Annotated in this window: 21 protein-coding genes; 10 read left to right on the top strand and 11 right to left on the bottom strand. The window is 64.4% G+C overall.

What is annotated here, in order from left to right; all coding sequences use genetic code 11:
• Window positions 1-107 precede the first annotated feature (107 nt).
• The gene (locus AAA989_RS00915; protein WP_338240536.1) at window positions 108-1067 is read left to right on the top strand and encodes a hypothetical protein; all 960 of its coding nucleotides are present in this window, start codon (window positions 108-110) and stop codon (window positions 1065-1067) included.
• On the opposite strand, the gene AAA989_RS00910 is transcribed toward AAA989_RS00915, so the two are convergent.
• The 4 genes from AAA989_RS00910 to AAA989_RS00895 form a co-directional block, all read right to left on the bottom strand.
• Window positions 1064-2575, bottom strand: a complete 1512-nt coding sequence (locus AAA989_RS00910; RefSeq protein ID WP_338240535.1) for a tannase/feruloyl esterase family alpha/beta hydrolase — start codon at window positions 2573-2575, stop codon at window positions 1064-1066. The two genes, AAA989_RS00915 and AAA989_RS00910, sit on opposite strands and share 4 nt — an antisense overlap.
• A 15-nt stretch (window positions 2576-2590) precedes the next feature.
• Complete coding sequence (locus AAA989_RS00905) at window positions 2591-3070, bottom strand: hypothetical protein (protein WP_338240534.1); 480 nt, start codon at window positions 3068-3070, stop codon at window positions 2591-2593.
• The gene (locus AAA989_RS00900; protein ID WP_338240533.1) at window positions 3067-4809 is read right to left on the bottom strand and encodes a MoaF N-terminal domain-containing protein; all 1743 of its coding nucleotides are present in this window, start codon (window positions 4807-4809) and stop codon (window positions 3067-3069) included. Before AAA989_RS00900 ends, AAA989_RS00905 begins: the two co-directional genes overlap by 4 nt.
• 72 nt (window positions 4810-4881) lie before the next feature.
• Entirely contained in the window at window positions 4882-5757 is an 876-nt protein-coding gene (locus AAA989_RS00895) for a mechanosensitive ion channel family protein (RefSeq protein WP_338240532.1), read from the bottom strand.
• 112 nt (window positions 5758-5869) lie between these two features.
• On the opposite strand from AAA989_RS00895, the gene AAA989_RS00890 reads away from it, so the two are divergent.
• Window positions 5870-7498 carry a lysine--tRNA ligase gene (locus tag AAA989_RS00890; RefSeq protein ID WP_338240531.1) on the top strand — a complete coding sequence of 543 codons (1629 nt, stop codon included), beginning with the start codon at window positions 5870-5872 and terminating at the stop codon, window positions 7496-7498.
• 10 nt (window positions 7499-7508) lie between these two features.
• Here the strand turns inward: AAA989_RS00890 and AAA989_RS00885 are convergent, their stop codons facing one another.
• Entirely contained in the window at window positions 7509-8192 is a 684-nt protein-coding gene (locus AAA989_RS00885; RefSeq protein WP_338240530.1) for a prolyl hydroxylase family protein, read from the bottom strand.
• A gap of 78 nt (window positions 8193-8270) precedes the next feature.
• Between AAA989_RS00885 and AAA989_RS00880 the strand changes: the two genes are divergently transcribed.
• On the top strand, window positions 8271-8822 hold the full coding sequence (locus AAA989_RS00880; protein WP_338240529.1) for a cytochrome b: 552 nt from the start codon (window positions 8271-8273) through the stop codon (window positions 8820-8822).
• An 83-nt stretch (window positions 8823-8905) separates the two neighbouring features.
• Here the strand turns inward: AAA989_RS00880 and AAA989_RS00875 are convergent, their stop codons facing one another.
• Window positions 8906-9910: an RcnB family protein gene (locus tag AAA989_RS00875; protein ID WP_338240528.1), complete on the bottom strand. Its 1005-nt coding sequence runs from the start codon at window positions 9908-9910 to the stop codon at window positions 8906-8908.
• A gap of 135 nt (window positions 9911-10045) precedes the next feature.
• On the opposite strand from AAA989_RS00875, the gene AAA989_RS00870 reads away from it, so the two are divergent.
• Window positions 10046-10678 carry a pyridoxamine 5'-phosphate oxidase family protein gene (locus tag AAA989_RS00870; protein ID WP_338240527.1) on the top strand — a complete coding sequence of 211 codons (633 nt, stop codon included), beginning with the start codon at window positions 10046-10048 and terminating at the stop codon, window positions 10676-10678.
• 158 nt (window positions 10679-10836) lie between these two features.
• Here AAA989_RS00870 and AAA989_RS00865 read toward each other — a convergent pair whose 3' ends face one another.
• From AAA989_RS00865 to AAA989_RS00855, 3 genes are all read right to left on the bottom strand, one after another.
• A complete protein-coding gene (locus AAA989_RS00865) occupies window positions 10837-11415 on the bottom strand; it encodes a hypothetical protein (RefSeq protein ID WP_338240526.1) in 579 nt (192 codons plus the stop codon).
• A gap of 63 nt (window positions 11416-11478) precedes the next feature.
• The gene (locus tag AAA989_RS00860) at window positions 11479-11745 is read right to left on the bottom strand and encodes an acylphosphatase (protein ID WP_338240525.1); all 267 of its coding nucleotides are present in this window, start codon (window positions 11743-11745) and stop codon (window positions 11479-11481) included.
• Between the two features lie 27 nt (window positions 11746-11772).
• Window positions 11773-12573, bottom strand: coding sequence for a TerC family protein (locus AAA989_RS00855; RefSeq protein ID WP_338240524.1), 801 nt, complete (start codon window positions 12571-12573; stop codon window positions 11773-11775).
• A gap of 299 nt (window positions 12574-12872) precedes the next feature.
• On the opposite strand from AAA989_RS00855, the gene AAA989_RS00850 reads away from it, so the two are divergent.
• On the top strand, window positions 12873-13910 hold the full coding sequence (locus tag AAA989_RS00850; RefSeq protein ID WP_338240523.1) for an HWE histidine kinase domain-containing protein: 1038 nt from the start codon (window positions 12873-12875) through the stop codon (window positions 13908-13910).
• A gap of 23 nt (window positions 13911-13933) precedes the next feature.
• Here the strand turns inward: AAA989_RS00850 and AAA989_RS00845 are convergent, their stop codons facing one another.
• The gene (locus AAA989_RS00845) at window positions 13934-14221 is read right to left on the bottom strand and encodes a hypothetical protein (protein WP_338240522.1); all 288 of its coding nucleotides are present in this window, start codon (window positions 14219-14221) and stop codon (window positions 13934-13936) included.
• Between AAA989_RS00845 and AAA989_RS00840 the strand changes: the two genes are divergently transcribed.
• A complete protein-coding gene (locus AAA989_RS00840) occupies window positions 14214-14501 on the top strand; it encodes a hypothetical protein (RefSeq protein ID WP_338240521.1) in 288 nt (95 codons plus the stop codon). The genes AAA989_RS00845 and AAA989_RS00840 overlap by 8 nt on opposite strands.
• A gap of 71 nt (window positions 14502-14572) precedes the next feature.
• Here AAA989_RS00840 and ettA read toward each other — a convergent pair whose 3' ends face one another.
• Window positions 14573-16246 carry an energy-dependent translational throttle protein EttA gene (gene ettA / locus AAA989_RS00835; protein ID WP_338240520.1) on the bottom strand — a complete coding sequence of 558 codons (1674 nt, stop codon included), beginning with the start codon at window positions 16244-16246 and terminating at the stop codon, window positions 14573-14575.
• Between the two features lie 143 nt (window positions 16247-16389).
• On the opposite strand from ettA, the gene AAA989_RS00830 reads away from it, so the two are divergent.
• The 4 genes from AAA989_RS00830 (at window position 16390) to AAA989_RS00815 (ending at window position 20130) form a co-directional block, all read left to right on the top strand.
• Complete coding sequence (locus AAA989_RS00830) at window positions 16390-17361, top strand: L,D-transpeptidase family protein (protein ID WP_338240519.1); 972 nt, start codon at window positions 16390-16392, stop codon at window positions 17359-17361.
• A 94-nt stretch (window positions 17362-17455) separates the two neighbouring features.
• Window positions 17456-18652 (top strand): GGDEF domain-containing protein, encoded by a 1197-nt coding sequence (locus AAA989_RS00825; protein ID WP_338240518.1) that lies wholly within the window; start codon window positions 17456-17458, stop codon window positions 18650-18652.
• Window positions 18653-18700: 48 nt separating this feature from the next.
• A complete protein-coding gene (locus AAA989_RS00820; RefSeq protein WP_338240517.1) occupies window positions 18701-19636 on the top strand; it encodes an NAD(P)/FAD-dependent oxidoreductase in 936 nt (311 codons plus the stop codon).
• Window positions 19633-20130: a DUF427 domain-containing protein gene (locus AAA989_RS00815; protein ID WP_338240516.1), complete on the top strand. Its 498-nt coding sequence runs from the start codon at window positions 19633-19635 to the stop codon at window positions 20128-20130. Before AAA989_RS00820 ends, AAA989_RS00815 begins: the two co-directional genes overlap by 4 nt.
• Window positions 20131-20158 lie beyond the last annotated feature (28 nt).

The following is a 20158-nucleotide window of genomic DNA, read 5'->3' as shown; positions in this document are numbered from 1 at the left end:
TTGATCGCAATCGTCTCTCGGCTGACCGCGTCCCGCGGCCTTCGGAGATTTCCGGCGAGAATGTTCATCTGCGGGCAACGTGAAAGGGTTCTATGGCGGCTGTCGCCATGGTCCTAATCTCGCATGTTTCCCGTCTGGCGGCGCTATCGCTGTTGGGGCTCCCCGCCGCTGCGCTCGCGCAGCAGGCAGAGCCCGACCCGGCCCCCACCGCGCAACCGGACAGCGTAGAGACGCTTGAAGGCGTTCCCGAAGGCTTCAGCCTTCAACCCCGCGAGGCAGCGCCGGCTGGCAATCGTTTCGAACCGATGGTTCAACCGGTGCCGCAGCCATCGCCGACTGCCTCCCAATCTCGCTCGCAGCCCGCCATTACCGTGCCGGACGTGAGGAGCGAAACGGAGGCTGCGGTGCCCCGGCTTACGGTGCCCGCACAGCCGCAACGATCCCCGCAGCGCGAGAGCCGGGTCCAGCAAGCTGCACCGGCCTCCGAAGTGCGGGATGCCCCGGATACTCCGGTCGAGCCCGATGCGGGCACCGAACCGGCTGGCCTTCCTGTCGCTGATGCGCCCATGCAAGAGACAGTGCCGGTTCCTGCGCCCTCGAGCGCCGATGTCGGGGTTTCCGAGGCGCAGGTTTCCGATGGCGGCGCCTCGGGCTTCGGATGGATGCTCTGGATACTCGGCGGTATCCTGCTTGCCGCGATTGCCGCAGCAATTCTGGCTTGGCTTCGGCGCCGGCAGGGTCCGGCGTTCGTCGTCGAGAAGATCGAGCCCTATCGCATGCCGGTGCCTGAACCTGCGAAGACCGAGCCGGCCATTGCTCGCGAGCCCGCCGGGGCCGATCCGGTGACGCCGGCTTCCACGAACCCAGGCGCCGCGCAAGGCCCGGTGAGTGGCGGAGGTTTCGTGACCAGCCGCCTGACGGTGCCCAGCGGCCAGCCCCGGCAAGCTGAGCCACCGGCACCTGCTCCTGCCCCTGCGCCCAACGTGGCGACAGCCACAGGGAACAGGCGCTTCGTCTCTGCGGACGGGCGTATCGTTACCTCGTTTTCCCCTTCGCGCGGCGGCTAACTGCGCGGCACGCAGCTCCAGCTGGCAGGATCGTTGGGATCGCCAGCGCCATCGTAGCGGGCCGTCGTGGGCCATGCGCAGTGCGGCCGCACGAGATCGCTGTCCGCCTTGCGACCGATCAGCCGCTGCGGCGCGTCGCCGGTTTCCAGCCATTCCTCCATCGCACCCAGGTAGTCGACCTGATCGGCGCCCGGGCCGCCCGCGCAGTGGCCCATGCCGGGCATGGTGAAGTAGCGGAACTGGTCCGACGCCTCCGGATTCTGGCTTGTCACCGCCTGCGCGTAGTCCGCCGACAGTACCGGGCTGGGGCCGGCATCGTTCATGCCGTGCCACAGCATCAGGCGTCCACCGCGCTCGAAGAAGGCGGAGAGGTCGGTCTCGTCAGCCTCGTACATGTCGGCGAAATCGGAATTGCGCACGGTGAGGTAGTTGGCGTCGGAGAAGTTGTCCCAGTCCACGTCGCGTGCGCCGAAGATCACCGGCTGCAGGCCCATCAGGCCGCCGCCGCGCGTGGGATCGGCGCTCTGCCCGCTGCCGTCGGCACGGTTGAAGAAGCCCCACGAGGCCTCTCCACCCCGCATCATCGGGTGCATGGCCCAGCTGCCGTCTGACGCGCGCCGACCGTTGTAGAGCGCGTTCAGCGCATCGACCTGTTGCGAGCTGATGCAGCCCTCGCTTTCACCGGGCGAGCATTGCAGCGCGCGCGGCTGCCAGGTGCAGGCCATCGGATCGTTGATCAGTCCGTCCTCCAGCCCGTCGTTCGCGTCGCAGGCGGCCAGCGCCGCGTTCTCCACCAGTTGAAGGTCTTCCATGGAGAAGGCCGCGCCGGGCTCGGCAAAGGTCTGGTTGCGGAACACCGCGCTGGTCTGCACCTGCAGGGTATAGACGGGCGCGCCGACGATCACGGCGTCGTAATCGGCCGGATAGCGCTGAGCTTCCATCAGGCCCACGCGCCCGCCGGTCGAGCAGCCTGAATAGACCGCCGTGTCGTGGTCGCGTCCATAGAAGCGCGAGGCAACCTGCTTGCCGACCTCGGTCATGGTGTGGATGGCGCGGTGACTGAAATCGGCGGCTTGGATGGGATTGATCACCCATTCGTTGCCCCAGGGATTGGTGCTGGTGTGACCTGCGTTGGTCTGCATCGTTGCATAGCCCTTCAGCAGTCCGTCGCGCGCAGTCATCAGCGAGGTATTGCCCAGCCATGCCCCGCCGCCGATGCCTAGCACATCGCCGTTCCAGTCTTCCGGCAGGCGATAGACCACCCCGATGTTTGACCCTTCGACGGGATGCAGGGTCGCGGTGACTTCGCAATAGGATGGCAGGCCGTCCGCCGCCGGGACCCAGAGGGTCGACAGGGGCAGGTCTCCCGGCTCCTCGGTGGCGAGGAATTCGCACTGGTTCGCCGATAGAGCGGCACCGCGCGTGCCATCGGGATCGCTGGTCCCTCCCGTCGTGCAGGCGGCGAGAAGGGCGATGGTGGCAAGGCCGGTGGTCGTGTGAAAACGCATGGGTGTCTCCGGTACTCAGACGAGGGTGAGGCGAGTGATGGTCCAGTTGCCGCCGCTGCGGGCGAATTCGGCTTCGAGGCGACGCTCCGCACGGGAAGAGGCGCTGCCCTGGCCCTGGAAGCGGGCCATCTTTTCCACGGTGGAATCGCCGTCGAAATCGGTCAGCAGGTCGACCCGCGCGCGCGATTGCCAAGCGGCCGAGCGGCCATCCCCGGCAAAGGCCAGTTGCGGATCGCGGCTGGCATCCTCGCCAATGGCGCAGACCTGCGGATCGATGCGGATCGCGCCAGCACTGGCGACGAACTCGCTGCAATTCCCGCTGCCGTTGAAGCGGCGCACGAAATTCCTGACCAGCTCGCCAAGCGCGCGCTCGTCCTCCATGCGGGCAAGGCGTGCGGCGCTGTCGTCTCCCGCCAGCGCGGCGGCGGGTGCCAGCGCGGCGACGGGGGCGGCGGCAAGAGCGCCGAACTTCAAAGCTTCGCGGCGGGTCGTCATACCGAATGTCCTCCCGGCTTGTCGGATAGGTAGGGCAGGGCGCCCCCGATGTGCCCGGCATGGCGGGCATAGGCGCCCACGGGGCCCATGGAGAGACCCTCTTCCCCCATGTGGTAGCTGATCCCGCTGTCGTGCATCGTGCGCATGTTGATGAGGATGGTGCCCAGCGTTCCGTTGCAGGCTTCCTCCTGCCAGCGCACGAAGTACAGCTCGTCGCGGATCTTCACGAAGTCGCCGCTGCCGCTCCATTCAGAGCCGCCGTGTTGGCTGGGCGTGAAAATGATCCAGCTGACGGTGTTGGGGCTGGAGTAGAGGTGCATGGACGTGAGGCCGGGGGAATAGGACCAGGTGAATGCCCGGCCCAGCAGATCCAGCGTGCGTTCGTGCCGGTCTTCGCCCGGATCGGGAATGCCTTCGCCTTCCAGCTTGCCGAACCACGTTTCAGCGCCGGCCTCGTTGGCGAAATAGGGCGTGTTCAGATAGCCGCGAAAGGCGCTGGCCTTGCCGGTTTCGAGATCGGCGACCACGATGTGTCCGTCGTAGTCGGGCTTCCCTTCGAGGTAGTGGCCGAAGATGAACACGCCGGGCATGTTCTGCCAGGCGTTGTAGCGCGCCGTCGTCCAGCCGCCGCCGTTCTCTCGCCATTGCAGTTCGTCGGCCGAGGTGAAGCGGTATTCCATGCGCGGCCCGTTATCGTAGCGGACGGCGAAGGTCCTGCCCGCCAGGCCGTCGCTGGGCGGAAGGCCGTGCCCCGCCATGGGGCTGGCGCGTTCGAATACCTTGGCCCCGTGCGCTGCCATGGCCTCGCGAACTTCGGCCTCCGTCATGGTGTCCCAGCTGCGCAAGGGGCGGTAGATCCGGCGTTCGCCCTTGGCGGCATCCTCGAACGCCAGCGGATCGCCGGAAACGTCGCCAAAGGTCTGGAACCGGGCGAGCTGGCCGAGCCATTCCCCGTTGCCCCGGAACATGTAGTATTCCAGCTCGTCGAGCCCGTTGAACCCCAGTCGCAGGCCAACCTGCTCCAGCCGGTTCGCATCCATCACGTACATGTGCCAGAGCCCGGAAAACTCGGCCTCGGTGCGAGTGTAGAGGTAGAGGTCCTCGGTCAGCTTGATGTAATCGGACGGGGCGGAGTAGCCGCGACCTTCCTCCAGCCGGTCAAGCTCCACCCAATGCGAGAATGCGGAGCTGGGATAGTAGTCGACCGTGCGGTTGCCGGTATCCTCCGCCCACATGCACGCCCGGCCCTCGCACCTGGCGGTGGGGGCGTGCAGTTCGGCCTGCGGGGCACCGGCGCCTGTATCGATGTAGCCGTGCCAAAGTTCACGATTGACCTCGCGGGCCACGGGGGCAGGCCCGTTGCCGAACCACAGTTCGAACAGCGTGGCACGGTTGTCGTGACGATCCCACGCCAGTGCATAGGCCCGCGGTTCGCGGGGCAGCATCATGGTGACGAGGGTCACATGGTCGAGCGTCAGCGCGCCGTAGGCGGTTTCCGCGCCGCCTACTTCCACCCGCCGCTCGGGGCTGAAATTGAAATCGAGCGAAGGGCCGTTTTCGCTGCGAAAGCGCAGGGTTTCGCCGGCAAGATCGTCTGATGGAGACAGGCTTTGCGGCCCGGCCAGCGCCGGAGCGGTAAGGCGCCTCGATACCTCGGCAAGCGATAGATCGGTGTATCCGTACCGGAACAGCGGAATGTCCGGATAGGCAGCCCTCGCGGCATCCTGGCGCGTTGCCACAGCCATCTCTCCCCTTTGTTATTGCGGGAAGGATGCCACAGGCTGCGCGCCGCGCCAATCGCTTTCGTTGACTTAGTCCGCGGTTTTCTCGGCGGAAACCTGTTCGATCCGCAGGGGCTCTGCGAAATAGTTCGTCTGGATGGGGAAGGGGATGTCGATACCCGCGGCGTCGAGGCCCTTCTTGATCGCCTTGATCGCCTCGCTCTTGGTCTGGCGCAGGTCGCGCGCCGCGGACTGGGCATACCACTGCACCAGGAAATCGATCGAACTGCCGCCGAATTCCTGCGCGTAGACGATGATGGGGCGGTCCTCGACGATGGCGTCCACCGTCAGCATCGCATCCATGATCGCCTGCTGCGCCACTTCCAGGTCGGTATCGTAGGACACGCCTACCACGACCTCGTTGCGGCGAACGGTGTCGTCGGTCAGGATCTGCACCGCGTTCTTGAACAGCATCGAATTGGGCATGATCGTCAGCTCGTTGGAGAGCTGTCGCACATAGGTTTCGCGCAGGGTGATCTTCTCTACCTTGCCCAGCACACCTTCGACCTCGATCAGGTCACCGATGCGCATCTTTTCCCGAAGCATGATCAGCACGCCGGCAAGGAAATTCTCGAAGATGTCCTGGAAGGCAAAGCCGATGGCGAGGGCGCCGATACCCAGGCCGGCGATCAGGCCGGCCGGCGTGAAGCCGGGGATCGCCACGACCAGCGCCAGGATGATGCCGGCAATCCAGATCGACAGGCGCACCACGGTTTCGACAAGCTGCCGCAAATCCTCGCGCATGTTGGACTTGGCAGTGGCCTTGTTGGCGATGCGGATGGCGAACTTCGCCACGATCCACGTCAGCAGCAGGACCAGAATGGCGATGGCCAGATTGGGCAGCACGGCGATGAAGCCCTGCCACATGCCCATGATCTGGGTCCTCAGGATTTCGACATAATTCAAGAACGGCCCCCGATACGGCTTATCATTTGTTGTTGAACGCGGGCTCTACAGCGAGGTTCCGGTTCCGGTTGCACTTGCGAAAAGGCTGGTCTTGCGCCTAAGCGCGGCCTGTATGTTCAGCACCGATCTCGTCGAAGCCGCCCGCACGTCCAAGGCCTGGCCCTTTCAGGAGGCGCAGCGCCTAGCAAAGCGATACCCGCAGGGTAAACCCGGCGGAAAGCCCGTGCTTTTCGAAACCGGCTACGGCCCCAGCGGCCTGCCGCACATCGGCACCTTCCAGGAAGTGCTGCGCACGACGCTGGTCCGCAAGGCCTACGAAATCGTCGGCGCGGCAGACGACGGCACTCCCGCGCCGACGCGGCTCGTCGCCTTCTCGGACGACATGGACGGCCTGCGCAAGGTGCCCGACAACGTGCCGAACAAGGCCCTGCTGGAAGAAAACCTGCACAAGCCGCTGAGCCGCATTCCCGATCCTTTCGAGAAGTACGAGAGCTTCGCCGCGCACAACAACGCGATGCTGCGCGAATTCCTCGACCGGTTCGGCTTCGAATACGAATTCATCGCCGCATCCAGTCAGTACAATACCGGCGCGTTCGACGATGCGCTGCGCGGGGTGCTGCGCAACAACCAGGCGATTCTCGACATCATGTTGCCCACGCTGCGCGCGGAGCGTGCGGCGACCTATTCGCCGATCATGCCGATTTCGCCCAAGACGGGCCACGTGCTGCAGGTGCCGGTGGAAGTGGTCGATGCCGACGAAGGCATCGTGCGCTTTACCGACTCGGATGGCGAGGTGATCGAGCAGAGCGCGCTTGGCGGAATGGCGAAGCTGCAGTGGAAGGTCGATTTCGCCATGCGCTGGGTGGCGCTGGGCGTCGATTACGAGATGTACGGCAAGGACCTGACCGACACCGGCGTTCAGTCCGGCAAGATTGCCCAGGTGCTGGGCGGTCGCAAGCCGGAAGGGCTGATCTACGAACTGTTCCTGGATGCCAATGGCGAGAAGATTTCCAAGTCCAAGGGCAACGGCCTGACGATCGAGGAATGGCTGACCTACGGTTCTGAAGAGAGCCTCGGCTTCTACATTTTCCCGAACCCCAAGAGCGCCAAGCAGCTGCACGTGGGCGTCATCCCGCGCGCGGTGGACGACTACTGGCAGTTCCGCGAGCGTATTCCCGAACAGGATATCGAGAAGCAGCTGGGCAACCCTGCATGGAACCTGCTGCGGGTGAAGGATGCCAGCGGTTCGCAGCCCCCCGTCGGATCGGGCGACAGCCTGCCGGTCACCTACGGCCTGCTCCTCAACCTCGTGGGCGTGCTGGGCGCGGCGGCGACGCACGACCAGGTGTGGTCCTACCTCGGCAACTACATGCACGACATGGATCCGGACGACCATCCGGACCTGGCCCGACTGGTGGACAAGGCGCTGGCCTACAACCGCGACTTTATCGCCCCCACGCTGGTGAAGCGTGCGCCCCAGCCGAACGAGGCGGCGGCGCTGCGCGAGCTTGATGCCCGGCTGGCCAAGGTCGACCCGGAAACGGCGGCGGAGGATCTGCAGACCATCGTCTATGAGGTCGGCAAGATGGAGCGGTTCGAATTCGAATCCCTGCGCGACTGGTTCAAGGCGCAGTACGAGACGCTTCTGGGGTCATCCCAGGGGCCGCGCATGGGCAGCTTCATCGCGCTTTACGGCGTGGATAACACCCGCAAGCTGATTGCCGAGGCGCTGGCTCGCTAGAGCTCTCCGCCTAGTTCCACTGCCGGGTGCGATACCACTTGGTGATGATGTACTTCGCCCCGGCCTGAACCGGCCGGCCGGCGTGGATCGTCTTGGGGTTGGTCAGCCCGTCGCGCTGCGCATTGTTCCAGATCAGCAGCACGCCGGGCTTGGGCTCCAGCGAAATGCCCAGATCCGGAAAATCCGTGGTGCCGCCGGCTTCCACCTCGTTGAGGAAGACCATGGTCGTGAAGCTGCGTTGCCCGCCGCGGCTCATCTCGAATTCCCAGTAGCTGGTGTTCGGATGGAACCAGTCGTGGTGCGGCTGGAATTCCTGCCCCGGCATGTATCGCTGGCCCTGGATCGTCTCGCCAAAGCTCGGGTCCATGCCCAGCAGGTCGTCGATCCGCCGGCCGATCTTCTTCACGAAGGGATCGCAAGGATCGACATCGCCCGAATAGCTGGTGCGATAGCCTGATTCGTATTCCAGATCGAACACCTTGCTGGGCTTTGCCGTCGCGTCGATCAGCTCCATCATCTTCGCGCATTCGGGGGGCGACATGAAATCGCCCACCGCGAACAGTTCCACCTCCTCGCTGGGCACGGTGTAGACCTGCGGATTGGCCGCAAGCCGTTCGCGCACCTGGCGGCCAAGGGTCTGCAACCGCGCCTGGTCCGCGTTGGGGGGGAACTTGCTCTTCGTTTCGCCAGCCATGGTGCCCATGCTTTTCCATTGCTTTGCGCCGGAGGCAAGTGCAGTTTCCACGCCGGCAAAGGGGTGAAGGAGAGGGTCATGACGCAGTCCCGTCGATATTCCGGTGTCGCCATGACGTTGCACTGGCTGATCGCCATCGCGGTGATCGTCAACTGGCGCATAGCCGAGGCTGCCGAGCAGGCGGCCACGCAGGAGGAAGCCGGTGCCATCATGGGCAACCATTTCGCGCTTGGCATGACGATCCTGGTTCTCACGCTGCTGCGCCTGGCCTGGCGTCTTGTCCATCGACCGCCGCCGCTTTCGGACAGGCTGGCATCGTGGGAAAAGGCGCTGGCGCGGATCGTGCATACGCTGTTCTACGTCCTGCTCGTGGGGATGCCGCTGGCAGGCTGGTTTGCCATGTCCAGCTATGGCCGGGGCATCGATGTATGGGGCGTGTTCGAATGGCCCGCGCTGCCGGTGGCGGAGAATCCCGACCTTGCCGGACAGGTGTTCGATATTCACGCCGCCAGCGGCACGGCCATGCTCGTGCTGATCGGACTGCACGTGCTGGGAGTGCTGAAACACATGTTCATCGACCGTAGCGGCAACCTGTGGCGGATGCTGCCTGTAGGACAGCCGCGAGACTAGCGCCGAATAAAAAACCCCCCGCCCTGCTAGAGGGCGAGGGGTCCACTGCCGGCCACTCGCTCCGGCAATGAAGTGTTCCTTCCTTACCAGAAGAAATCGTAGATCACGTCCACCACTTCGCCGGTGTAGATGTCCACGAGCAGGACATCGTCGTAGTAGCGTACCCAGCGGTAGGGGCCGTAGACCTCGGGCAGGCGGTACTGCCACGGGTCGGAGATCCAGTAGCGGCTGCCGAAGAACAGGTTGTCGAGATAGAACCCGATGCTCAGGCGGCGATAGCTGTAGTTGCGGTAGGGCGCGTAGTAGCGGCCGAGGCTGTACAGACGACGGTTGTTCGCACGGTAGCGGTTCCAGTTGTACCGGTTGTCACGACGCCAGTGATCGCGGTTCCACCGGCGATAGTCGCGACGCGCCTCGCGGCGGTAGTCACGCCTGTCGCTCCGATAGTCGCGCCGGTCGCGATAGTCGCGCCGATCACGGTCACGATAGTCGCGGCGGTCGCGGTCGCGCCAGTTGCGCTGGTCACGGTCGCGCCAGTTGCGCTGGTCGCGATCACGATAGCTGCGGTTGCGATCGCGATCACGGTAGCTGGCGTTGCGATCACCCCAGCGGATGTTGTCCGCCCGGCGATCGCCGCGACGTTCAACCCGCTCGGCCTGCCGTTCGGAACGGCGATCTATCTGGCGCGCGGTACGATAGTCGCCACTGCGGCGCGCCCGTTCCGCATTACGATCGCCCTGACGCTCGATGCGCTCGGCACGCCGCTCGCTGCGATTGTCCACGCGTTGCGCGGCATCGCGACGGGCGCGGGCCTGGGCCATCTCGGAATTGCGATACTGGCGGTTGTCCTCTCGGTCGGCGCGTCGTGCCTCGCCGCGATCGCCGCGACGTTCGGAACGTGCCTGGCGGCGATCCTCGCGTGAACGGCGTTCGCTGCGTTCGCCGCGTTCACCACGCTGCTGCTGATCTGCAGCGGCTTCGGTGGCGGCACTGGCGGAAGCCTGGGCGGTATTCGGAAGCATCGGAATTGCCATTGCCGCTGCCAGCGCGGCAAGGCCGCAGGATTTCAAGAGTTCTGCGAGTTGCATTGCAACATCTCCCTTCATGTTGACCAATGCCGCCCGAGTGCTGCGGCCAGGAAAGTCGATAAAAGTCGTTTCGTGTCACAAGTTGTAGCGAGTCGCGATGAGCGTTAACTGAACCGGCATGTTTGCTTAACGTTCATGTTAACGATCCCAAAGCTGAACAGGTCTGATCGAAGGAGCCGTGCCATCGAAACCCTTGATTCCATTCGAGACGATATCGCCTTTCGCCTGAACGAGGGTGCAACGAACCGCCGTTCGGCCATGCATACGGGCGTGGTGGCGACCGCCGATGCCGATGCGCGCGTGATGGTGCTGCGCGCGTTCGACAGGCGTGGCTGGCGGCTGCGCTTCCATACCGACGCCCGTTCGCCCAAGTGCGGCGTGATCGGCGGGAAGAAGGACGGCGGATCGCCCGTCGGCGTGCTGTTCTACGACCGCGAGGCGAAGATCCAGATCCGCTGCCGGGGCACCGGCTGGATAGAGACGGATAGCTCGCTGGCCGATGCCGCGTGGGAGGAAAGCACCTGCTTCGCCCGCCGCTGCTACCTGGGCGAGGGGCCGGGCGCTCTTTCCGAAACGCCCACATCGGGCCTGCCGGACTGGGCCGAGGGGATAGAGCCGGACGAGGATGCCCTCGCTCCCGCGCGTTCCAATTTCGCAGTGCTGATGGTGGAGCTGGTTCGCGCCGACTGGTTCTACCTTTCCAACGATGGCCACCGACGCGCGATCATCGACGTGGCGAGCGGGCAGGGCCGCTGGGTCGCGCCCTGACCGCGCCGATCCCGGCGCCAATCTGGAACACATGGAACACTGTCCTGGCGAGGAAAACGTGCGGGTGCCGATGGCCGGTTTTAGGTGGTACTCGTGAAAGACATTCTGGAAAGGCACGGCGTTTTCGTGCCGCCTCGGCCCCCCGGTAGGACAGCCGCCTACTCGCCTCCGTGTTCGGCCAGCCACGCCTCGCGCATGGCCAGGACTTCCGGCGACACATGCTCGTCAATCGGCTGGAGGCCAAGGAAGTCGGACGCGACCTTCCAGCCATCGTCTGTGCGCGTGAGGACCATCAGCGCCGAGCCGAGACGCTCACGCATGGCGCCCCGGTCCATCCGGACGTCCCAGCTCTTGTAGGTGACGAGCATCGTGTTTTCGTACTGGTGCACTGTGACATCGAAGGTGACGCGTTCGCTCGCATCCTGCATATCGTTGCTGGTCTGGCGTTCTCCCAACCCGGTAAAGTCGATCGGGTGGCCATCCAGCCCGTGATAGAAATACCCCTCCGAAACCAGGTTTGCCCGGGCGGCATCGCGCTCGGCGATGCTGTCATACCCCTGGTCCGCCTCGGCATAGGCGAGGGCGACGGCGATGGCTTCGGGATCGGGGGGATGGGTTCCGGCGAACTGGATGCCCGGCGGCAGGTCTGCCGCGGCATCCTGCGCGGTGACCGGCGTGGCGGCTAGGGCAAGCAGCGCGGGCGCTGCGGCGGCGATGACGAAGGCGGCAAGTCGCATGACGGATCCCCTGTTGAGAGGGGCAAAGCTGCCATCCTTCGGCGATCTTGTGAAGCGTGGGGCCTAGCGCCGCGTGAAGTCGTCGAACGCCTCGGTCTCGGCCTCGCTGCGATCGATCCGCTCCACCTTTGCCGCAAGAGGGCCGTCGTGCATCTTTTCGATCATGCTCTCGACGGCGTCCTGGCTGCCTTCCAGGTGCGCCTCCACCGTGCCATCCGGCAGGTTTCGTACCCATCCGGCCACTCCAAGCTGGCGCGCGGTGCGCACCGTCCAGTCGCGGTAGAACACACCTTGCACGCGGCCGTGGACGTTGAGGCGAGTGGAGGTCATCCTGCGGGTCGGGCCATCCTGCTCTTCCTAGGCCTCTGCCGTCTGCGCCTTGCGCCTGTTCCGCTGGGCCATGTTGAGCAGCTCCACCGAGATGGAGAAGCCCATGGCCGCATAGATGTAGCCCTTGGGCACATGGAAGCCGAAGCCATCGGCGATCAGCACCAGCCCGATCATGACGAGGAAGGCGAGGGCCAGCATGACGAGCGTGGGATTGTGCTCGATGAACCGGGCGAGTGGGTCCGCCGCCACCAGCATCACGCCGACAGTAATGACCACTGCCGCCACCATGATCGGAATCTCGTCCGTCATGCCGACCGCCGTGAGGATGGAGTCGATCGAGAACACGAGATCGATCGCGATGATCTGGGCGATGACCATGCCGAAGCTGGCCTTTGCCACGTCGGCAGCGCCGGGCGTCTTGTCGAGCAGGTCGCCGGAATTGTCCTCCGGCTCCATCGAGTGGTGGATTTCCTTGGTCGCTTTCCACAGCAGGAACAGGCCGCCCGCCAGCAGGATCAGGTCGCGCCCGGAGAAGGCTGTCTCGAAATTGACGCGGCCGTACTCGTCCGGCGCGCCTTCTATCCCGAGATCGAACAGGGGCGTCTGCAGCGTGACGATCCAGCCGATCAGCATAAGCAGCCCGATGCGCATGATGAGCGCCAGCGCCAGGCCGATGCGCCTCGCCCTGGCCTGCTGCGATTCCGGCAGCTTGTTCGACAGGATCGCGATGAAGATGAGGTTGTCGACACCCAGAACGACCTCAAGGCCGATGAGGGTGAGGAGCGCCAGCCACGCGGCGGGATCGGAGAGCAAAGCCATGATATCCATGGCAGGCTCCATGCCGAAGCCGGGGCTTTGCTGCAAGTGGTGGCGGACATGTCATCGCAGTTACCATCCGGCAGTTGCCCAGCCGGCTTCTCCCGCCAGGCCGGCCCGCGGTGCGTGCAGTCTGGTCGCCCATCAACTCGTTGTAAAATTTGCAGATCGCGGTGTAAGCCTCCTATGAGGCGACGGGCCAGCATCAGAGTTGCGTCAGACCGCAGGATCGGGTTATCGCGAACTGCGATTGATCTCTTCCTGGTTTCCCGCCGTGGACCGGATCGGCCGATAGCGACAAGGATAAAACCGTGCCCGAGAGATTGAACCGGCTGGAGACGATCCTATCCGGCAAACGCCGGGATCTCGCATTTCGCATCCATGGGCTTCTGCCGCCGCGAAGGTCGCTTCGGGCAGGCATCATTGCCTTCTCGCTGCTCCTTCTCGCCATCGTCCTGAAACTGGTCGTGGACGATTGGGTGGGGGACGAACTGCCTCCATTCATCTTCCTCTATTCCACCGTCGTCATCTCGGCCCTTGTGGCTGGTGCCAGAACCGGAGCGATCATCGCCGCCCTCAGCTGCGTGGTGGCGTGGATCTGGTTCTTTCCGCCCTTTTCCAGCTTCTCTCTGGAATCGACCACGGCGGTAATCTCCCTCGAAATCTACGCAGTCACATCGATTTTCCTGGCCCTGGCCGTGGGCTTTGCCCGCCACACGCTGGACCTTGCCATCGCCAGCGAGGAACTGCGCAATTATGATGCGCAGGAAGCCATCCACCGGATCAAGAACCTGCTCGCCGTGGTTCAGGCGATAACCATCGGCAGCCTGAGGGATACCCAGGACATCGATGAGTACCGGAAACTCATTTCAAGGCGCCTGAACGCGTTGTCCGGGGCGCAGGATCTGTTGCTCAGGCGCAAGGAGGCGTCGGCCAGCGTCGATGAGCTCGCCCAGGCGGCGCTCAACCCGTTTCTGCCGAACAAGCAGATCGTCATCGACTGTGCCAACGAGGTGCTGGTGCCCGCGCGATACATGCACGGGCTGACGCTCGCGCTGTTCGAACTGGCGACGAATTCCGGTAAATACGGGGCGATGGGTCACGGCGAGGGCGAGATTTCACTCAGCTGCAAGCGCGACGGTGATACCGTCGCGCTGACATGGCGCGAAACATCGCCCTACGATCAGGGCGAAGCTGCTCCGGACGACATCAACGAGGGTTTCGGGCGCAAGCTTATCGACGTCGCGCTTCGCCGTGATCCGGGGACCGAGGTGGTCTACGACCGGTCCGAACAAGGGATCGCCGTCACCTTCAGCTGGACAGACAAGGCTGGCCCGGTCGCTTCGTGACCGGAGAGACCTGCCGACCAAGGCTAAAAGAACGTAGTCCTGCTCGACAACGCGGGGCGTCTTTTTGCAGCTGGATCAGTAAAAATGAAGCCCGACGATGAATTTTTCCGACGCGTTTCATAGCCATATTCATGAGCTTGCAGGAATTTCTTAAGATCAATTTTGCCGAATGCCCCGACGGTGCTATTGTCAATTTCCAATAAACAGGGGGTATTGATTATGAAGAAATTGATTGTCTTGGGCACCGCGTTTGCATTGGTCGGTTGTGGCGAGCCGGCAACAGAAGAACCCGCAGCCGAAGACATGGCCATGGAAGAAGCGGCACCTGAAAAGCTCGTGGCCGACACCATGGGTATCACCAGCGAAGACGGAACGACGACGACGCTGGTTCGCTACGAAGACGGCACCTATCTTTATGGCGATGCCACCGGCACCTATGCGGAGAGGGACGACGGGTTGACCTGCTATCTCGGCGATGAAGAGGGTGCGGAAGAAAGCTGCTGGTCCGATTGGGTCGAGGGCGAAGACGGTTCCATGACGTCTACTGCGGAAGACGGCACAGTGGTCACGCTTGCGGATTCCGAAGCGTAATCCGCCACGAACCAGACGAGCCCCTGGGCCCGAAATAAAAAAGGGGCGGTCAGTTGGCCGCCCCTTTTTCGTTACCTCGTCAGCTTCTTGTACTGCACCCGCGTGGGGCGGTCTGCCGCGTCGCCCAGGCGGCGGCGCTTGTCTTCCTCGTAAGCCTCGAAGTTGCCTTCGAACCATTCGACGTGGCTGTCGCCCTCGAAGGCGAGGATGTGCGTGGCCAGCCGATCCAGGAAGAAGCGGTCGTGCGAGATCACCACGGCGCAGCCGGCGAAGTTCTCGATGGCTTCTTCCAGCGCGCCCAGCGTCTCCACGTCGAGGTCGTTGGTCGGCTCGTCCAGCAGCAGCACGTTGCCGCCCTGCTTCAGCATCTTGGCCATGTGCACGCGGTTGCGCTCACCGCCCGATAGCTTGCCGACGTTCTTCTGCTGGTCCTGGCCCTTGAAGTTGAACGCGCCGACATAGGCGCGGGTGGACACGTCGTGTCCGTTCACCTTCATGTAGTCGAGCCCGTCCGAGATTTCCTCCCACACGTTGTTCGACGCAGTCAGGTCGTCGCGGCTCTGGTCGACATAGCCCAGGCGCACGGTGTCGCCGATCTCGATGGTGCCGCTGTCGGGCTCTTCCTGCCCGGTGATGATCTTGAACAGGGTGGACTTGCCCGCGCCGTTCGGCCCGATCACGCCCACGATGCCGCCCGGGGGAAGCATGAAGGACAGGTCCTCGAACAGCAGCTTGTCGCCATAGGCCTTGGAGATGTTCTTGGCCTCGATCACCTTGCCGCCAAGGCGCTCGGGCACCTGGATGACGATCTGCGCCTTGCCCGGCTTGCGGTTGCCCATCTCGTCCTGCAGCTGGTCGAACTTGCGGATACGCGCCTTGCTCTTGGTCTGGCGCGCGGCAGGGGTCTGCCGGATCCACTCCAGTTCGCGCTGCAGCGCCTTCTGCTTGCCCGATTCCTCGCGGCTTTCCTGCTCCAGGCGCTTGGCCTTCTTTTCCAGGTAGGTGGAGTAGTTGCCTTCGTAGGGATAGTACGAGCCGCGATCGAGCTCGAGGATCCAGCCCACGACGTTATCCAGGAAGTAGCGATCGTGGGTAATCATCAGGACGGCGCCAGCATATTCCTTCAGGTGCGTTTCCAGCCACTGCACGCTCTCTGCGTCGAGGTGGTTGGTCGGCTCGTCCAGCAGGAGGATGTCGGGCTTCTGGATCAGCAGGCGGGTGAGCGCCACGCGGCGCTTCTCGCCGCCGGAAAGGTTTTCCACGCTGGCATCCGAGGGCGGACAGCGCAGCGCTTCCATCGCGATCTCCAGCTGGTTGTCCAGCGTCCAACCGTCGACCGCGTCGATCTCGGCCTGAAGCGCGGCCATCTTGTCGCCCAGCACCTCGAAATCGGCGTCGGGCTCTGCCATCTGCGCGGCGATGGCGTTGTACTCGTCCACCTTGTCGGCGATGTGCCGCGCGCCGTCCTTGACGTTTTCGAGCACGGTCTTGCTCTCGTCCAGCTCAGGCTCCTGCGGCAGGTAGCCGACGGTGATGTTCTCGCCCGGCCATGCCTCGCCGGTGATTTCGGTATCGATGCCGGCCATGATCTTCATCAGGGTGGACTTGCCCGCGCCGTTGGGGCCCACGATGCCGATCTTGGCCCCGCGATAGAACTGCAGGTTGATGTTGGAGAGCACCGGCTTCTGCGCGCCGGGGAAGGTCTTCGTCATGTTCTTCATGACATATGCGTATTGGGCGGCCATTTTCGGTCCTTGTCGCGGAAATCTGGTCGAATGAGGATTTGCCTGAGAGGCTTGGGGCGCAGATAGGGGTTTGCCTTGGCCGGGGCAAGCGCGGAGGCGGACCCTCGGGGGAACAGGCATGCGCGGCCTTTGTTTACAAAGGTATGAACCATCGCCCCATACTCGCCGCCCTTCTCGCCCTGCCGCTGCTGGCTGTCGCGCCCCCTGTCACGGCGCAGGAAGGCCCCGGCCTCTCGGTAACGCTGCCCGAGGGCATCACGCGGGCCCAGCTGGGGGACCGTGACATGGAAGTGCTGGCGGTGCAGATCATGCTCGACCGCACAAACCATTCTCCGGGCGTGATCGACGGTTACAACGGCGGCAACACCCAGCGCGCCGTCGCCGCCTACCGCCGCAACAACGGCCTTCCCGAGGGCGGCGGCATCAATACCGAATTCCTGCGTTCGCTGCTGGAGGCGGAATCGGGTTCGATGTTCCGCACATACACCATCACGCAGGACGACGTGGACGGCCCGTTCTACGACGTCCCCTCCGACTTCGCCGAGCAGGCGGACATGGAGCGGGTAGGCTACGAAAGCCCGCACGAGATGCTGGCGGAGCGGTTTCACATGGACCGTGAGTTCCTGGCCGCGCTCAATCCCGATGCCGACTTTGGCCGGGCCGGTCAGGAGATTGTCGTCGCGGCCCACGGCACGCAGGCAATCGCGGGCGAAGTCGCGCGCATCGAGGTGCGCAAGGACGCAGGCGAAGTCGCCGCGCTGGACGCCCAGGGCAACGAGCTGGCGACATATCCCGCCACCGTTGGCAGCGGCGAATTTCCCAGCCCCAGCGGTCGCATGACGGTGAACGCCATCGCCCCGGAGGCGAACTACACCTTCGACCCGGACGACCAGCGGTGGGGGCCGGACAAGACCTTCATTATCCCGCCCGGCCCGAACAACCCCATCGGCGGCACATGGATCGACCTGGGCAAGGACGGATACGGCATTCACGGATCCCCCGATCCCCAGCTGATCGGCAAGACCACCAGCCATGGCTGCGTGCGGCTTACCAACTGGGATGCCGACGAGCTCGCCCAGGCGGTTTCGCAGGGCGTGGAAGTGGAATTCGTCTGAAGCGCAGCGGGCGCGGAAGCGACCTGCGCCAATTCCTTAGCCGCGCATTTACCTTTGCAGCCTAGATACGGGACGCAAGGGGACCGAATTTTACATGCGCGAACAGATCCTTGGACTGACCACGCCGCTGACGGCCGTCGTCTTCATGGTGACGCTGCTCGTCATGTGGCGCCAGGGGCGGATGGGGCGCCATGTGCTGGTGTTCGCAATAGGCTATGGCCTGTTTGCCATCGGTTTCGGCGTTACCCACCTCTTCCCCACGGGCTCGCCGCTCCTCTTCCACGTCTCTCAGCTGTTCTATGCCGCGGCATCGACCTGTCTGATATGGGGCGTTTGCCACAGGATCGGAGTGTCCGTGAGTCTTCCCGCTCTCGGCATCACCTATGTTGCCGCGGCGCTTGCACTCGTGGTGGCGGTCGTTCTTTCCGACGATGCCGGGCCGCGACTGATCATCGTCAACACCGGCTATGGCGTCATGTTCGTCATCGGGGCGGTGACCCTGCTCGGTTCGCCGCGCCGTGGATGGATGGACAACCTGATCATCGCCGCGCTGGCCCTGAACGCACTCGATTTCCTGCTGCGACCCAGCCTCACCCTGCTGGCGGAAGGCGCGATCCCGGTGGGCGAATACCGGCAGTCGATCTACTACTCGGTGATCAACCTGGTGTTGACGGTGAAGGCGCTGGGCGTTGCCATGGTGCTGATCGGGGCCTGTTTCCTCGACATGTTCAATGCCGTTCATGAACGTGCGAAGTTCGATCCGATGACCGGGCTGCGGATGCGCGAAGCCTTCGAAAAGGGCGTCAACGCGCGGCTGGCTGCCGCCTCGCGAGAGGGCGTTCCGGTCAGCCTGGTGGTGGCCGATATCGACCACTTCAAGCAGGTCAACGACCTGTGGGGGCACCAGGCGGGTGACGAGGCCATTGCGGCCTTCGGCGCTCTGCTGAGCGATTCGACCCGAAAGAACGACCTCGCAGGCCGCGTGGGCGGCGAGGAATTCTGCGTGCTGGTGTGGGATTGCGCAGAAGCTTCCGCCCTGCAACTGGCGGAACGCCTGCGGCTGGCCTGTGCCCAGCTTGTCCACCCGGCGCTGGGCGACGGTATATGCCTCACCGCCAGCTTCGGCGTGGTAGACTGGCGCGGCGGCGAGAGTTACGCCGCGATGTTCGCCCGCGCCGATGCCGCGCTCTACAGCGCCAAGGAAGCAGGCCGGAACCGCGTGGCAAGCGACGCCGGCCGGGCCGCGCGTGCGCATGTCGTTCCCGCCCGGGGGGTCGTAGCTGCGGCATAGCCGAAATGAGGTATTGGGCGGGGGCGCATTTGTCGCCAAATCGCCTTGATGGATATCGCTATCATCGGTGCCGGAATGGCAGGCCTGGCCTGCGCGGCGCGTCTGACAAGCAACGACCACGCGGTGCGGCTGTTCGACAAGGGCCGTGGCCCCGGCGGACGCATGTCTTCCCGGCGCGTGGAGATCGATGGCGAGACGCTGCACTTCGATCATGGCGCGCAGTACTTCACCGCTCGCGACGAGCGGTTCGTGCGCCAGGTGGAGGAGTGGGAGGCCGATGGCGTCGTGGCTCGATGGCCGAATGCCCGGGACGGCGCATGGGTCGGTACGCCGGCCATGAACGCTCCGGTAAAGGCGATGGCGGCAGGGGCAAACGTCACCTTCGGAGCGCGGATCGAAAGCATAAGGGCTGTGGGCACCGTCTGGCGGCTGGAGGGCGAGGGCGCCCCTGACGGCGCTTTCGAAGCGGTCATCTCCGCGGTCCCCGCCGAGCAGGTCGGCCCGCTGCTGGGTCTGCACGTGCCCCAGATCACGGACCTGGCGGAGCGAACGGTGTCCGATCCCTGCTGGACCTTGATGATCGGTTTCGACGATCCCCCCGATCTTCCCGACACCATCCGCGACGCATGGCCGATCGGGTGGGCGGCCCGCAACGCCTCCAAACCGCAGCGCGGGGAATCCGAGTGCTGGGTGGTGCAGGGATCGCCGGCATGGTCGCGGGAATACCTGGAAGAAGAGCAGGACATGGTCTCGGTCCTGCTGTTCGATGCGCTGCGGGAACAGGCCGGGGGCAGATTGCCGGGCGTGCGACATTCCTCCGCCCACAGGTGGCGCTACGCGATGAGCGGAAACGCAGGCCGCGGCGCTATCTGGGATCCCGAAACGCGCCTTGGTGCCTGCGGGGACTGGTTGAATGGCCCGCGCGTGGAGGATGCCTGGCTTTCCGGCTGGGAGCTGGCGCAGAAAGTGCTGGATACGGCATGATCCATCCCGAACCCGATCCCGTCCGGCCCGGCCAGGAAAGCGTCTGGGACTATCCGCGTCCTGCCGTTGCGGAGCCGACCGATGCGCACATCGTGATAGAGCATCGCGGGCAGACCATCGCCGATACGCGCAGCGCCGTGCGCGTGCTGGAAACCAGCCATCCGCCCAATTACTACATTCCGCCCGTCGACATCGCCAAGGGCGTGTTGCGACGTGCGGGCGGATCATCCTTCTGCGAATGGAAAGGCGCGGCGCGATACTGGGACGTGGTGGTGAAGGATGACGTGCTGGAACGCGTCGGCTGGTCCTATGCCAGCCCCACGCCTGGCTTTGCCGCGCTGACCGACTACATCGCGTTCTACGCCGCCCCCTTTGATCGCTGCCTGGTGAATGGCGAAGAGGTCATTCCGCAGCCCGGCGAATTCTATGGCGGCTGGATCACCAGCGGCGTCGCGGGCCCGTTCAAGGGCGTGCCGGGCAGCCGTTTCTGGTAGAGCTTGGCAAGCCGGACAGGTGGCGCTA

Source organism: Aurantiacibacter hainanensis, assembly GCF_036321025.1.
Classification (GTDB): domain Bacteria; phylum Pseudomonadota; class Alphaproteobacteria; order Sphingomonadales; family Sphingomonadaceae; genus Alteraurantiacibacter; species Alteraurantiacibacter hainanensis.
This window is presented reverse-complemented; position numbering and strand designations above follow the sequence as displayed.